This is a genomic window from Burkholderia sp. AU19243 (assembly GCF_018148075.1).
In the GTDB taxonomy this organism is placed as follows: Bacteria; Pseudomonadota; Gammaproteobacteria; order Burkholderiales; family Burkholderiaceae; genus Burkholderia; species Burkholderia latens_A.
Window position 1 is genome coordinate 337300 of record NZ_JAGSTV010000004.1, and the last position, 15217, is coordinate 352516.

At 68.9% G+C, this 15217-nt stretch carries 13 protein-coding genes; 9 read left to right on the forward strand and 4 right to left on the reverse strand.

What is annotated here, in order from left to right; all coding sequences use genetic code 11:
• Positions 1-13 precede the first annotated feature (13 nt).
• Both KDW55_RS10320 and KDW55_RS10325 read right to left on the reverse strand, forming a co-directional pair.
• Positions 14-1831, reverse strand: a complete 1818-nt coding sequence (locus KDW55_RS10320; protein ID WP_212149010.1) for a winged helix-turn-helix domain-containing protein — start codon at positions 1829-1831, stop codon at positions 14-16.
• 411 nt (positions 1832-2242) lie between these two features.
• On the reverse strand, positions 2243-2674 hold the full coding sequence (locus KDW55_RS10325; protein WP_038570056.1) for a DUF3331 domain-containing protein: 432 nt from the start codon (positions 2672-2674) through the stop codon (positions 2243-2245).
• Between the two features lie 376 nt (positions 2675-3050).
• Between KDW55_RS10325 and KDW55_RS10330 the strand changes: the two genes are divergently transcribed.
• Complete coding sequence (locus KDW55_RS10330; RefSeq protein WP_038570039.1) at positions 3051-4031, forward strand: alpha/beta hydrolase; 981 nt, start codon at positions 3051-3053, stop codon at positions 4029-4031.
• 90 nt (positions 4032-4121) lie between these two features.
• On the opposite strand, the gene KDW55_RS10335 is transcribed toward KDW55_RS10330, so the two are convergent.
• The gene (locus KDW55_RS10335; RefSeq protein WP_212149008.1) at positions 4122-5702 is read right to left on the reverse strand and encodes an MFS transporter; all 1581 of its coding nucleotides are present in this window, start codon (positions 5700-5702) and stop codon (positions 4122-4124) included.
• Between the two features lie 83 nt (positions 5703-5785).
• Here KDW55_RS10335 and KDW55_RS10340 point away from each other — a divergent pair, with 83 nt between their 5' ends.
• Complete coding sequence (locus tag KDW55_RS10340) at positions 5786-6832, forward strand: HlyD family secretion protein (RefSeq protein ID WP_038572054.1); 1047 nt, start codon at positions 5786-5788, stop codon at positions 6830-6832.
• Positions 6829-8265, forward strand: a complete 1437-nt coding sequence (locus tag KDW55_RS10345) for an efflux transporter outer membrane subunit (RefSeq protein WP_069242419.1) — start codon at positions 6829-6831, stop codon at positions 8263-8265. Before KDW55_RS10340 ends, KDW55_RS10345 begins: the two co-directional genes overlap by 4 nt.
• 40 nt (positions 8266-8305) lie before the next feature.
• On the opposite strand, the gene KDW55_RS10350 is transcribed toward KDW55_RS10345, so the two are convergent.
• Complete coding sequence (locus tag KDW55_RS10350; RefSeq protein WP_038572051.1) at positions 8306-9577, reverse strand: NAD(P)/FAD-dependent oxidoreductase; 1272 nt, start codon at positions 9575-9577, stop codon at positions 8306-8308.
• 224 nt (positions 9578-9801) lie between these two features.
• Between KDW55_RS10350 and KDW55_RS10355 the strand changes: the two genes are divergently transcribed.
• From KDW55_RS10355 to KDW55_RS10380, 6 genes are all read left to right on the forward strand, one after another.
• On the forward strand, positions 9802-10074 hold the full coding sequence (locus KDW55_RS10355; RefSeq protein ID WP_212160735.1) for a UBP-type zinc finger domain-containing protein: 273 nt from the start codon (positions 9802-9804) through the stop codon (positions 10072-10074).
• Between the two features lie 145 nt (positions 10075-10219).
• The gene (locus tag KDW55_RS10360; RefSeq protein ID WP_212160734.1) at positions 10220-10693 is read left to right on the forward strand and encodes a VOC family protein; all 474 of its coding nucleotides are present in this window, start codon (positions 10220-10222) and stop codon (positions 10691-10693) included.
• 1 nt (position 10694) lies between these two features.
• On the forward strand, positions 10695-11918 hold the full coding sequence (locus KDW55_RS10365) for an FAD binding domain-containing protein (protein ID WP_212197943.1): 1224 nt from the start codon (positions 10695-10697) through the stop codon (positions 11916-11918).
• Positions 11919-11991: 73 nt separating this feature from the next.
• Positions 11992-12351 (forward strand): DUF485 domain-containing protein, encoded by a 360-nt coding sequence (locus KDW55_RS10370; protein ID WP_059545086.1) that lies wholly within the window; start codon positions 11992-11994, stop codon positions 12349-12351.
• Positions 12348-14036: a cation acetate symporter gene (locus KDW55_RS10375; RefSeq protein WP_212160731.1), complete on the forward strand. Its 1689-nt coding sequence runs from the start codon at positions 12348-12350 to the stop codon at positions 14034-14036. The genes KDW55_RS10370 and KDW55_RS10375 overlap by 4 nt, the downstream gene beginning before the upstream one ends.
• 95 nt (positions 14037-14131) lie before the next feature.
• Positions 14132-15160: an amidohydrolase family protein gene (locus KDW55_RS10380; protein WP_231748490.1), complete on the forward strand. Its 1029-nt coding sequence runs from the start codon at positions 14132-14134 to the stop codon at positions 15158-15160.
• Positions 15161-15217 lie beyond the last annotated feature (57 nt).

Sequence of the window (15217 nt, forward strand, 5' to 3'; positions counted from 1 at the left end):
CGGCCGTCCGCCGTCAGGTGTCGCCCGCGGGCAGCTCCGCTTCGGCCGCATCGAATCCGAGCGCGTGCACTTCCGACCATGCGTCGTGCGCGGCCTGCGTCGGCCCGGTCGTGTGCGCGAGCGCAGCAGCATACGCGGCGAGCAGTCGCACGCGCGCATCGGTCGACGCCGCCGGTGCGTGCGCGTCGGCCTCCGCATCGCGCATCGCATCGAGCGCCACGCGTGCGCGTTCGCGGCATTCGTCGACGAGCGACAGGTCGAACAGGCACGGCACCGCGACGGCCGCGAGCGCAATGCCGAGCGCCGCGTCGCCGTGCGGCGAGAATGCCCAATCGAGGGCGGCGCGCAGGTTGCCGAGTTCGCACCGGACCGCGTCGAGCCGCGTTGCGCCACCGGGCTCGCTGCCGGGTTTGCGACGACCGCGGGGCGCGCGCCGGAACAACGTGAGGAAATAGTTTGCGTGCGCACGTGCGGCCGCCGCGCTCTCGCCGTGCGCGTCGAGTTGCTGCCGCGCGTACGCGCGCGTGGTGGTCAGCAGCCGGTAGCGCGGTGCGCCTTGCGCGGTCTCGAGAATCACCAGCGACTTCGCGACGAGGCCCGCGATCGTGTCGAGCAGCTCGGCGCCCGCCAGGCCGTTCGTGCCGACGACTTCGCGTACGGCCTCGACCGAGAAACCGTCGCGGAACACGCCGAGCCAGCGCAACAGCAAACGCTCGGCATCGCCGAGCAACCGGTAGCTCCAGTCGTACATCGCCTGCAGCGTCTGATGGCGCGGAAGCGCGGTGCGAAAGCCGCCGGTCAGCAGCCTGAAGTGATCGTCGAGATGGGCGGCCAGCACGTCGATGCCGAGCACGGCGGCACGGGCCGCCGCCAGTTCGATCGCGAGCGGCAGGCCGTCGAGGCGGCGGCACACCGACGCCATCAACGACAGGCTGCGCGCATCGAGCGGAAAGCGCGGATCGGCCGCGCGAGCGCGCGCGGCGAACAGTTGCACGGCGCTCGCGCTCATCGCATCGCAATCTGCGGCGCCGTCGTCCGGCACGTCGAGCGGCGGCACCGGACACACGCGCTCGCCGTGGATGCGCAGCGATTCGCGGCTCGTCGCGAGCACGCACAGCCCGTCGTCCGCATCCGTGAGCGCGCTCGCGATTTGCGCGGCGGCGTCGAGCAGGTGTTCGCAATTGTCGAGCACGAGCAGCATCCGGCGCCGCGCGACACTCGCGAGCACCGCTTCGAGCGTCAGCGAGCCCGTCGGCTGCGCGATCCCGAACGCGCCGGCCAATGCGTCCGGAACGAAGCGCGGGCACGCGACCGTCGCAAGCGACACGAACACCGTGCCCTCCGGAAAGCGCGCGTCCGCGCGAGCGGCCGCTTCGATCGCGACGCGCGTCTTGCCGATGCCGCCCGCGCCGACCAGCGTCACGACGCGCGCGCTCTGCAACGCGGCGAGCACGTCGTCGACCGTCTGTTCGCGGCCGAACAGCGCACCCGGCGCAACGGCAGGCCGCGACATCGCGGGACGCACGGGCACGTCGTCTTGGTGTTGGCCGGCCACGAGCCGATAGCCACGCCCCGGCACCGTCACGATCAGATTGCGATCGCCGGCCAACGCCTTGCGCAGCGAAGCGATATGCACCTGCAGGTTGTTCTCTTCCACCACGGTGTGCGGCCACACGCGCTGCATGATTTCGTCTTTCGATACCAGCGCACCGTTCGCCCGAATCAACAGCTCGAGAATTTCGAATGCGCGGCTGCCGATGCGCAGCAGCTTGCCGTTCGAACGAATTTCACGTCTGTCGAGAAAAACGTGAAGTGTTCCAATCCGGATCATGGGAATTTCTAGTTGATGACATTCAACGGCGCACCGTCGAATCGACGCGCCGGTTTCGCTCAATGCTACGGTATTTGCATGGTCGAATGATTCAAATTATCAGAATGAAACGCTCGAATTTTTTGAAATGACGAAAAACGGTGCAGCGCGGCGCAGGCAGCCACCTGGCTTATGCACTGAAAAACGGCACGCATTCACGATGCCATACATAAATGGTGCATTCGCATCTGAATGCGCATTTGATATATCGGACGAATAGGGTGAAACGCCGTGCCACGTGTAATGCTCGACGCCATTTTCCGATTCGGAAGAATCGGTGAATGAATCGCCGGCTCGTTCGACAGCATCGATTTCGCACGCGCCGCCCCGGTTGCGGGCGCTTCATCATCGTCGGGCGTGCCGCGCGATACCTCACACGGCGGACTGGCGGCCGGCGAACCGCTGCAGCGCGTCCGCGAGGATCATTTCGCGGCAGTTGGCCGGACGCTTCGCGCCGCGCCACTGCGGCTTGTAAATCGAGTCGCCGGCGCGGATCCGCTGCCCGGTGAGCGCGCAGCGTCCCGGGCCGCGCGCCTTCGCGTTGATCCAGCGCTGCTCGTCGTAGCGGCAACGCGTCGCATCGCTCCACGACACCAGCATCGACGAATCGGTCTGTCGCTCCACGGCGACGATCGCGCTGCGTCGGCGCGCGTCGCCGCTCGATGGCGTCGGCGCATCGTCCGGATGCGCGCGGCGCGGGCCGTCGGCCGCGCGCTCGCGCGGCATCGGCATCATCCGGAGGCTCGCGGCGGGCGACGGCCCGAGCGACGTGATCATGTGCTCCCAACGATTGAAGGCATCCATGGCGGCATATCCAGGCAAGTGACGGGCGGTGCGGGTCGTCGGATCAGTACGCAGTACGCGTCGCGCGAACCGTTTTGCGAGTGACCCGATGCTGACGATAGCCGCCGTTCGCTGAAGCGTCCCCGTCGCGTGCTGAATTTTTCTGCAGCGCGGCAAGCGCGCGCGTACGGCGCGACCGCGTTCAAGAAAATTCAGCCGGATTTCAGTACGACGCGTACCGCGCCGCGATACGCTCCCGACGGCATTCGCTCGTCCGCGCCGCACGACCGCGCGCGACGGCGCAAGCGGACCGGCTGCCGGCGGGATGGCCGCAGCCGGTCGCCACCGATCCATCATCCCGCGCGGCCGTGTTGCGCCGCCCATTTCAGGAGTCCAGATGCATTCCGAACCCACCGACGCCGTGTCGTCGGCCCGCCGCCGCGACATGTTGCTCGCGGGTGCGACGGCCGTCGCGGCAGCCGCCCTGCCCGCGATGGCCGCCGCGGCCGGCACGCCTTCGCGCAGCGCCTCTTCAGCCCACCCAGGAGCCCACACGATGAACACGATCACCACGAAAGACGGCACGCAGATCTACTTCAAGGACTGGGGTAGCGGCCGCCCGGTCGTGTTCTCGCACGGCTGGCCGCTGTGCGCGGATGCATGGGACGCGCAGATGCTGTTCCTCGTGCAGCACGGCTATCGCGTGATCGCGCACGACCGCCGCGGCCACGGCCGTTCGAGCCAGCCGTCGCACGGCAACGACATGAACACGTACGCGGACGATCTCGCCGCGCTGCTCGACGCACTCGACGTGCGCGACGCGACCCTCGTCGGCCACTCGACCGGCGGCGGCGAAGTCGCGCGCTACATCGGCCGCCACGGCACGAAGCGCGTGTCGAAGGCCGTGCTGATCGGCGCGGTGCCGCCGCAGATGGTGAAGTCGCCGACCAATCCCGGCGGCCTGCCGATGGACGTGTTCGACGGCATCCGCAAGAACGTTGCCGAGAACCGTTCGCAGTTCTACAAGGATCTCGCGGTGCCGTTCTTCGGTTTCAACCGGCCGAACGCGAAGCCGTCGCAGGGTACGATCGACGCGTTCTGGTCGCAGGGGATGATGGGCGGCATCCACGGGCAGTATCTGTGCGTGAAGGAGTTTTCCGAAGTCGATTACACGGACGATCTGAAGAAGATCGACGTGCCGACGCTCGTGCTGCACGGCGACGACGACCAGATCGTGCCGATCGACGATTCGGCACGGCTGTCGTCGAAGATCGTCAAGCACGCGGTGCTGAAGGTGATCGAAGGCGGCTCGCACGGGATGTGCGTGGTGAACGCCGATCGCATCAACGCCGAGCTGCTCGCGTTCCTGCAGGCGTAAGCGCGCCGTCTGCCGCCGCGGCGAACATGCCGCCGCGGCAGGCGTGCGCTTCAGGATTTTTCAGAAAATTTCAGCTGCGCCGGGGTATGCTCACGACGGGCGCACCGGCCGCAGCATGACGCCGATCAGTGCGCCGGCGATCGCGAACGCCATCGCGACGCGGAAGTTGTCGGCCAGCGCGAGCGTGGTCGCCTGCACGCGCACCGCACGGTCGACGAGCGCGTAAGCGGCCTGGTCACCGGTCGCCAGCGTGGCGCCATGCGCGACCAGCGACGCCGCGCCGGCACGCAGCCGCTCGAGCGTTTCGGGATCCGACAACGACACATGCAGACCGACGAGATTCGAATGGGTACCCTCCCTGATCCGCTGAACCACCGCGATCGCCGTCGTGCCGAGCTGCCCGCTCAGCAAGCGCGTCGTCTGCACGACGGCGCCGAACGTCAGCGCATGTTCGGCCGTGACGTGCTTGCCGAAGAAGAAGATCACGGACGTCAGCGCCATCGTCTGGCCGAGCGCCTGCAGCAGTTGCGACGGAATGAAGTCGGGTTCGGCCCATGCGGAGGTCAGATGCGATCCCAGCGCGAACGCGATCGCCACCATCACGAAGCCGGCCACGATCAACCGGCGCGGATCGAAGCGCTGCAGCAGCAGCGCGACGCACGGCGCGAACAGCAGCTGCGGTATTGCGATCCAGCGCAGCGTGTCACCGATCTGCAGCGGCCGAAGGCCGTACGTGCTGGCGAGAAACAACGACGGGATGAAGCTCGTGTTGAGCACCGTGAAGCGCACAAGACCGACGAGCACGATCAGGAGCGCGATGTTCGGCCGCACGAGATAGCCGAGATCGAGGCCCGCACGCGGCGACGCGAGCTCGTGAATCAGGAACGCGGCAATCATCAGGACGCCGGCCGCGAGCAGCACGACGATCAGCGGCGACTGCAACCAGAACAGCCGCTCGCCCTGGTCGAATGCGATGCACAGGCACGCGAAGCCGCCCGCGCCGAGCAGCATGCCGCGTGCGTCGATGCCGGACGCGAGGCGCTTGATCGGCTCGTCGGCGAGCGACAGCATCAGGCATGCGATGAACGGGACGGTCAGCACTGCGTTCTGCCAGAACAGCCAGCGCCAGCTCAAGTGTTCGCTGTACCACCCTTCAAGCGTGGCCGACAGGTTCAGCGACATCTCGAGATTCATTGCATATGCGGCGATGCCGAACGGAATGAGCCGCGGCGGCAGCGTGCGAACGACGAAGCCGACCGTCAACGGCACGAACACGCCGGATGCAAGCCCCGCGATCGCCTGCAACACGATGAACGCGCCGAATTGCGTGCACAGCGGCAGCATGCTTTCGGCGCAGAGAAACACGACGGCGCCCGCGACGAGCACGCGGCGTGTGCCGAACACGAACGCCGCGGCGATCGCGAGCGGCCCGACGAACATCTGCGATGCGGTAAATGCGGTGTTGATCCACGCGCCTTCGTCGACGCCGATGCCGAGCGCGCCGCGCACGTCGGCCAGCCCGAGCGACGTGATCCGCGACGTCAGCGTCGCGATGACCGCGCCGAGCAGCACGGCTGCGATCGCAGCGATCGAGCGGAACGTCGGAATATCCGACGCGGGGCCGACGGCCGGCGCCGGCGCGGCACTACCGGTGGCGAAGGTGGTGTTCATCGTCGAGCGGCGCTCCCCTGTCGAGTTCGCGCAAGCATAACGCGGCGCGTCGAATCCTGCCCGTACGATGGAGTTCACCGGACATGACCACGTCTTCTTCCGATACGCCGGCTGCCTCGCAAGCGCCGCCCGCGACGCCCGCACGTTCGCGCCGGCCGCTGATTGCGGCAATCGCGATGCTCGCGCTGCTGCTCGTCGCGCTGCTCGTGTACGAGTTCGACGCACGCGATCGCGGCACCGACGATGCATACGTGACCGGGCACCTGCACGTGATCTCGCCGCGCGTGGCCGGCACCGTCGAGCGCGTGCTCGTCGACGACAACCAGTTCGTGCATGCCGGCGACGCGCTCGTGCAGATCGATCGGCGCGATTTCGACGTGCGCGTCGCCGCGCAGCGCGCGCGCGTCGCGCAGGCGCACGCCGATGCAAGCCGCGCGCGCGCGTTGATCGAGCAGGCCGACGCGACGCTCGTGTCGGCGCACGCCGATGCGGACAAGGCCGAACTCGACTATGCGCGCGCGAGAGAGCTGACCCGCGAGACGCCGCGCGGCCTGTCGAAGCAGGAGTTCGATGCGGCCGACGCCGCGCGCAAGTCCGCCCGCGCGCGCGTCGCCGCGGCCGACGCGCAACGGCGCAGCGCGCTCGCGGCCGCGCAGGCGGCGGACGCCACGTCGAACCAGAACGATGCGGAGCTGCACGACGCGGTGCTGCAGCTCGGCTACACGACGGTCGTTGCGCCATCGGACGGCTACGTCGGCAAGAAGACCGTCGAAACCGGCGAGCACGTCGCGCCCGGCCAGGCGCTGCTCACGCTGGTGGAGCCGCATCCATGGATCGTCGCGAATTTCCGCGAGACGCAACTTCGCCACGTGCGCGCGGGCGACACCGTGCAATTGCACTTCGATGCGTTGCCGCAGCAGGCATTCACCGGCCGCATCGACAGCCTGTCGCCGGCGACGGGCGCACAATTCGCGCTGCTGCCGCCCGACAACGCCACCGGCAATTTCACCAAAGTCACGCAGCGCGTGCCGGTGAAGATTCTGCTCGACGGGCCGGCCGCGTCGGAACCGCGTATCCGGCCCGGGCTGTCGGTCGTCGTCACGCTGCAACGCGGCGGCGATTCGCGATGAAGCGCGCCCTCGCGCTGCTCGCCGCCGCCACGCTGGCCGCGTGCTCGATCGCGCCGCAGCCGCTCGCGCCGATGCCGGTCGGCAACGACCGGTTCCGCCATGCCGCGCCGTCCACCGACGAACGTGCGCCGTCGCTGCACGCATGGCCCGCGTGGTTCGGCGACCCGCAGCTCGGCATCCTCGTCGACGCCGCGCTCGCGCGCAACTTCGATATCCGTGCGGCAGCCGCGCGCGTCGCGCAGGCGCAGGCGCTGCTCGGCATGCGCGACGCGGCGCTCGCGCCGGTCGTGCGCATCGATCCGTCGTTCAGCCGCTCGCGCGTGTCCGGCACGGTCGACAATGCGCTGCCGAAGCGCACGATGCACAACTGGTCGGTTCCCGTCACCGCGAGCTACGAAGTCGATCTATGGGGCCGCTTGCGCGGCGATGCGGACGTCGGCGCGCAGAACGTGCTGCAGGCCGCGGCCGATCGCGATGCGGTCCGTCTGCGGATCGCGAGCGAGGTCGCCGCCGATTACCTGACGCTGCGTTTCGTCGACGACGATCTGGCGACGCTCGCGCGCGCGATCGGGTTGCGGCGCACCGCGCTCGACGTGATCGCCGCCCGCGTGCGGGCCGGTGCGGCGAGCGACCTCGACGCGCTGCGTGCATCGGCGGATCTCGACACCGCGCATGCCGATCTCGCGGAGAGCCGGCGGCTGCGCGAGAACCTCGTCGATGCGATTGCGGTGTTGACCGGTGTATCGCCGACTGCGTTCGACCTCGGCACGCGCGCCGTGCCCGTACGCGTGCCGGACGTGCCGGCCGGACTGCCGTCAACGCTGCTCGCGCAACGTCCGGACGTGTTCGCGGCGGCTCGGCGCGCCGATGCGGCGTCGCTCGAACTCGGCATCGCGCGCACCGCCTGGTTGCCGAGCCTCACGCTGACGGCCGACGGCGGCTTCGCAACGCGCGACCTGCGCACGTTTCTCGACCGCAACAGCTCGCTGTGGAGTCTCGGCGCAAACGTGGCGCTGACCCTGTTCGACGGCGGCAAGCGCGATGCCGCCGTGGCCGCCGCACGGGCCGGGATGGACGTCGCCGATGCGAACTACCGCGCGACCGCGATCGCCGCGTTGCGCGACGTGCAGGATGCGCTCAACGACATCGCCGCGCAAAACGAACGGATCCTGCGCTACGACAGTGCAGCGCGCGCGACGGACGCGGCCGCGCGACTGTCGCTAAGCCGCTACGCACACGGTTACGTCAGCTACCTCGAAGTCATCGATGCCGATCGCGACGCGCTGAATGCGCGACGCCAGCTGATTCACAGCCGGCAGGCGCTCGCCGTCGCGACGGTGAGTCTCGTGCGTGCGTTGGGCGGCGGGTGGACGCCGCCGACGCAGGCGGGCCGCGACGGGCTGCGCGAGTCGACGCGGGCCGATGCCAGGTGAGCCGGCGAACCGGAGCGGTCTGGACGGGTTCGCGCGCGCGTCAGACTGTCGCGAGCCGGGGTGCATCCTCGCCGAGAAACCGGTGCACGAAGGTCACGGCCATCGCGCCTTCGCCGACCGCGGACGCGACGCGCTTGACCGAGCCCGACCTGACGTCGCCGGCCGCGAATGATCCCGGCACGCTCGTTTCGAGGTAGTACGGGCGTCGCTCGAGCGGCCATACGCGCTCGAACGCCGGGCAGTCGTACAGGTCGCTGCCGGTCACGAGGTAGCCGCCCGGATTGCGGATGATGTCGGTGTCCTTCGCCCAGTCGGTATTCGGCGCGCCGCCGATGCACACGAACAGGCGCGTGGCCGGAACGCGTTCGCGCGCGCCGTCTTCCGAGCGCAACTCGATCGCGTCGAGCCAGCCGTCGCCGAACAGGGCACTGACCGTGCACCGATAGCGCACCGTGATGTTCGGCGTGCGCTCGATCCGGTCGATCAGATAGCGCGACAACGTGTCGGCGAGCGATGCGCCGCGCACCAGCATCGTCACCTCGCGCGCGTGTCGCGAGAAATTCATCGCCGCCTGCCCGGCGGAATTGCCGCCGCCGACGATGAAAACCTGCTCGCCCGCGCACATCGGCGCTTCGCTCGATCCGGCGCCGTAAAACAGCCCGGCATTCAGAAATGCCGGCTCCTCCGGCAGGCCGAGGCTCCGGTATTCGATGCCGGTCGCGCAGATGTTCGAGCGCGCGACCAGAAGCGATCCGTCGGCGAGTTCGACGCGAATCTTGCCGTCGACGAATGTCGCATGCACGCCCTCGCGCATCGTCAGCAGTTCGACGCCGAACTTCATCGCCTGCTCGCGTGCACGCTCCGCGAGTTCCGCGCCCGGAATGCCGTCGGGAAACCCCATGTAGTTCTCGATCAGCGAGCTCGTGCCGGCCTGCCCGCCCACCGCGCCGCGCTCGATCACCACCGCCCGCAGCCCCTCGGACGCCGCATAGACGGCCGCCGACAATCCGGCCGGGCCGGCGCCGTAGATCGACACGTCGTATTCGACGAAGCGCGGCCTGGAGACCCAGCCAAGGCGCGCGGCGATCTCGGCAAGCGTCGGCTGGTACAGGCGCGAACCGTCCGGCAAGATCACGACCGGCAGCCGGATGTCGCGCAACGGCGCGATTCCGAGCTCGCGTGCGCAGTCGGCGTCCGACGTCAGCGCGCACCAGTCGTACGCGACCATGCGCCGCTGCAGGAAATCGCGGATCGCGTACGCGTCCTTGCTGTGCGGCAGGCCTACGATCCGGATGTGCTGCGACTCGGCCATGAGCGCCTCCCGAGGATGTCGATGTCGAATGCGGTCCTGCCGACGCCATGCGTCCGGACGCACTCGCGACTCTACGCCGCGCACATCCGCTGCACGCGCGAATTCACAACAATTAAGGTGCGGCTGCGCCACGACGCCGCACAATGCCGCTTATCCGTCCCGCTTGCGGCATCGCACCGGCCGCGCCGCAAGCATTGAGCCCCGCGCCGGCACCGGAGCCCACGATGGCCAATGCCTGTACGCATCTCGACGATGCACGCGTGCTGCACACCGACGAAGACACTTGCGAGGAATGCGTGAAATCCGGCAGCCGCTGGGTGCATTTGCGAATGTGCCTGATCTGCGGACACGTCGGCTGCTGCGATTCGTCGCCCAATCGCCACGCGAGCCGGCATTTCAGCGCAACCGGACACCGGCTCGTCCGGTCGATCGAACTCGGCGAGCGCTGGATCTGGTGCTATGAGGACGAAGTCGTCGCCGGCGAGATCCCGACGTGACGCGATCGGCGCCGGACGTTACGTGATTCGTCCCCCGTTCCGGACCAAGGGTTAACACGGCTCGATCCCGGCTTTACGCCGCGCGGTTCTTCCGCCTAGAATTTATCGAACGATAACTTATCCTTCGATAAACAAGAGGTCCGCCATGCCTGTCTCGCGACTCGCGCACTACTCGATCCGCACGCCCGATCTCGAAAGGTCGTGCCGCTTCTACGAATGTGTACTCGGTTTCAGGCGCGGCTACCGCCCGCCGTTCGATTTTCCGGGTGCGTGGCTGTACGCCGGCGACGACGAAGCCGACTACGGCACCGTCCACCTGATCGGCCTCGACCCGGCCGATCCGCACGGGCTGGCCGCCTATCTCGGCGACAAGGCCGTGCCGCCGTCGGGCACCGGCGCCATCGACCACATCGCGTTCCTCGCGACCGGCGTCGAGGCGATGTGGCGCACGCTGCGCGCCGAGGGCATCGCATGGCGCGACCGCACCGTGCCGAGCCTCGGCCTGCATCAGGTTTTCATCGAGGATCCATCGGGCGTGACGATCGAACTGAACTACCCGGCCGCCGAGGTCGCCGGCCTCGAGATGCCGCGTACGGCCGCCACTGCCAATGGAGCGTGACATGAACACCCTCTCGAAGAATCGCAAGGCCGCCATCGTCGGCGGCTCGCTGGGCGGCCTGTTCGCCGCGAACCTGCTGCTGCGCAACGGCTGGGACGTGGACGTGTTCGAACGCGTGCCCGATGCGCTGTCCGGCCGCGGCGCCGGCATCGTCACGCACCCGGAGCTGTTCGACGTGCTGCGCGCGGCCGGCGTGCGCATCGACGCATCGATCGGCGTGAACGTCGAATCGCGCGTGACGCTCGCGCAGGACGGCTCGCTCGCGTCCGAGCGGCCATTGCCGCAGACGCTCACCGCATGGAGCAAGATGTATCACGTGCTGCGCGCCGCGCTGTCGGACCAGCACCATCACGCGGGGGCGGTCGTCGCCGACGTCGCGGACGGCCCCGAGCGCGCGACGCTCACGCTGGCCGACGGCTCCGTCGTGCACGCCGATCTGGTCGTCGCGGCAGACGGCTTCCGTTCGGCGATCCGCGAACGATTGCTGCCGGACGCACGCCTGCAGTACGCGGGCTATGTCGCGTGGCGCGGCCTCGTCGACGAGCGCGAGCTGTCCGATCGCACGCATGCGGCGCTGTTCGGCAAGTTCGCGTTCGGCCTGCCGCCGCACGAGCAGATCCTCGGTTACCCGGTCGCGGGCCAGCACAACAGCACGCAGCCCGGCGAGCGCCGCTACAACTTCGTCTGGTATCGCGCGACCCGCGAGGACACCGACCTGCCGAACCTGCTCACCGATGCGACCGGCAAGCTGTGGCCGGCCGGCATTCCGCCGACGCTGATCCGCCGCGACGTGCTGGACGACCTGGAGGACGCCGCGCATGCATTGCTCGCGCCGCAGTTCGCGGAAGTCGTGTCGCGCGCCGCGCAGCCGCTGTTCCAGCCGATCTACGACCTCGAAGTGCCGCGCATGGCGTTCGGCCGCGTCGCGCTGCTCGGCGACGCCGCGTTCGTCGCACGGCCGCATTGCGGGATGGGCGTCACGAAGGCGGCCGGCGACGCGATGGCGCTCGTCGGCGCGCTGGCCGCGCACGCCGATACGTTCGACGCGCTGCACGCATACAGCGACGCGCGCACCGCATTCGGCGCGGCGATCGTGCAGCACGCACGCCATCTCGGCGCATACATGCAGGCGCAACTGAAGGACGACACCGAACGCGCGATGGCCGAGCGCTACCGGACGCCGGAAGTCGTGATGCGTGAAACCGCCGTGCCACCCCGATTCTGAACGCTGGCGCGCGCTCGCACGACGTGCGGCGCCCGCCGCATCGCGCCCTGCCCAATACCGACAAGGAGACACCGTGAACCGCTCGATTCCGGCCGCCCCCGGCCACGCGCCCGCCCCCGATGTGCCCGCCGCTGCCCCGCATCCGCTGCTGCGCGATCCGCGCCTGCGCGACCTCGTCAAACGCAGGAGGCGATTCGCGTGGTCGCTGACCGCCGTGATGCTCGCGCTCTATTTCGCGTTCATCCTGTCGCTGGCGTTCGCGCCGGCATGGCTCGGCCGGCCGATCGCGCCGGGCCGCGCGACCACGTGGGGGATTCCGGCCGGCTTCGGCATGTTCGTCGCGACGTTCGCGCTCGTCGCGCTGTACGTATGGCGCGCGAATTCGGTGCACGACGCGCGTGTCGCCTCGCTTCGCGACGGAGGCGGCCAATGAAGCGCATCGTCGCCGTCATCCTCGCTGCGGCTGCAGCCACGGCCGCCGCGGCGCCGGCGTGGGCGGCCGGCGCCGCGCCGCTCGCGCACGCGCACAATCCGGTCGCCATCGGCATGTTCATGCTGTTCGTCGCGTCGACGCTCGTCATCACGCGCTGGGCGGCCCGCCAGAACCACAGCGTCGCCGATCATTACGCGGCCGGCGGCCGCATCACCGCGTTCCAGAACGGCTGGGCGATCGCGGGCGACTACATGTCGGCCGCATCGCTGCTCGGCATCTCGGCGCTCGTGTTCACGAGCGGTTACGACGGGTTGATCTATTCGGTCGGCTTTCTCGCGAGCTGGCCGATCATCCTGTTCCTGATCGCGGAGCCGTTGCGCAATCTCGGCAAGTACACGTTCGCCGACGTCGTGTCTTACCGGCTGCAGCAACGGCCGATCCGCGCGTTCGCGGCGTCGAGCTCGATCGTGATCGTGCTGCTCTACCTGGTGTCGCAGATGGTCGGTGCAGGCAAGCTCGTGGAGCTGCTGTTCGGGCTGAACTACACGGTCGCGGTGGTCATCGTCGGCGTGCTGATGGTGATCTACGTGTTCTTCGGCGGCATGCTGGCGACCACGTGGATCCAGATCGTCAAGGCGGTGCTGCTGCTTGCCGGCGCGGCATTCATGGCGCTCATGGTGCTGAGCCGCTTCGGCTTCAGCCTCGACGCGCTGTTCGCGCAGGCACTGCTCGTCCATCCGAAGCACGCGGCGATCATGCGGCCGGGCGGCCTCGTGTCCGACCCGGTGTCCGCGGTGTCGCTCGGGCTCGCGCTGATCTTCGGCACGGCCGGCCTGCCGCATATCCTGATGCGCTTCTTCACGGTCCGCGACGTGGGCGCAGCGCGCAAGAGCATCCTTCACGCAACGGGGATCGTCGGCGCCGGCTATGCGCTGATCATCGTGATCGGCTTCGGCACGATCGCACTCGTCGCGGCGGACCCGCGGTATCGCGATGCATCGGGGGCGGTCGCCGGCGGCGCGAACATGGTCGCGATCCACCTCGCGCACGCGGTGGGCGGCAACCTGTTTCTGGGGTTCATCTGCGCGGTCGCGTTCTCGACGATTCTCGCCGTGGTCGCCGGGCTCACGCTCGCCGGCTCGTCCGCGATCTCGCACGACCTCTACGCGAACGTGCTGCGCCGCGGCCGTGCGACCGACCGCGACGAAATGCGCGTCGCACGCGCGACGACGCTGGTGCTCGGCGTGCTCGCGATCGTACTCGGCATCGCGTTCGAGAAGCAGAACATCGCGTTCATCGTCAGCCTGACATTCTCGATCGCGGCCAGCTCGAACTTCCCGGTGCTGCTGCTCTCGATCTACTGGCGCGGCCTGACGACGCGTGGCGCGGTGATCGGCGGCACGGTCGGCCTCGTCACCGCGGTCGCGCTCACCGTGCTGAGCCCGACCGTATGGGTGCAGGTGCTCGGCCATGCGCAGGCGCCCTATCCGTACGAATATCCGGCGCTGTTCTCGATGGCTGCGGCATTCGTCGCGATCGTCGCGGTGTCGGTCACCGACGGCTCGGCCCGCGCGCGACGCGAGCGCGCGCTGTTCGACACGCAGCTCGTCGAATGCGAGCTCGGCATCCTGCCGCGCCACGGCGCGCGCCAACACGACAATCACGACCTGGAGACGATCCGATGACCTGTTTCTGCTGCATGTCAAACGGGCGGCGCCGTGTGCTCGGCGCATTCGCCGCACTCGCCGGCGCCGCCGTTGCGGGACGCCCGGCGGCGGCCGTGGAACGGGCCTCCGGCTCGTCCGCTTCGGCTGCGTCGGCCGGCCGCCCGCGCTCGATCGACATCCACGCGCACTATTACCCCGAAAGCTTCTGCAATCTCGTCGGTGGCGAAGGCAAGCGGTTCGGCGGCGCATTCGCGTGCGACGACACGACATTCACGTTCCGCACGCCGGCCGGCGGCCTCGGGCCGCTGCCGATGAAATTCATCGACGTCGATGCGCGGCTCGCCGACATGGACGCTTCCGGCGTCGACGTGCAGGCACTGTCGCTGAGCGTGCCGATGGCGTACTGGGGCGACCGGCCGTTCAACGCGAAACTGGCGCGCGCCTGGAATACCTCCGCGTCGCGCGTGCATCAGCGGCATCCGGCCCGCTTCGTCGTACTTGCGACGCTGCCGATGCTCGATGCGACCGACGCGATCGACGAGCTCGAGCACGCGGCGGCGCTGCCGGGCGTGCGCGGCGTGTACATGGGCACCAACATCGACAACCGCGACCTCGACGATCCGCGGTTCGCGCCGGTGTTCGCGCGCATCGAGCAGCTCGGGCTGCCGGTGTTCCTGCATCCGCAGCAAACCGTCGGCGGTGCGCGCCTCGGGGATTTCTATCTCAGCAACCTGCTCGGCAACCCGTTCGATACGGCGATCGCCGGTTCGCATCTGATCCTCGGCGGCGTGCTCGATCGTCACCCGGCGCTGCACTTCACGCTGCCGCATGCCGGCGGCGCGCTGCCGATCCTCGCCGGCCGCCTGGACGCAGGCTGGACCGTGCGGCCGGAAACGCGCCGGCTCGCGCAAAAGCCGAGCAGCTATCTGCGGCGCTTCAGCTACGACACGGTGTCCCACTCGGCGCCGGTGCTCAACTTCCTGATCGAGAACGTGGGCATCGACCGCCTCGTGCTCGGCAGCGACTATTGCTTCGACATGGGCTACGAGCAACCGGTGCGCTTTCTCGACCGGCTGAACCTTCCGGCCGATCAGCGCGCAATGGTGCTCGGCGGCAACGCGGGCCGGCTGCTGCGGATCTAGCGCATGCGTGCCGCGCCCGACCGGACCCCGGGCCGGACGCCGTTCAGAACGTTTCAG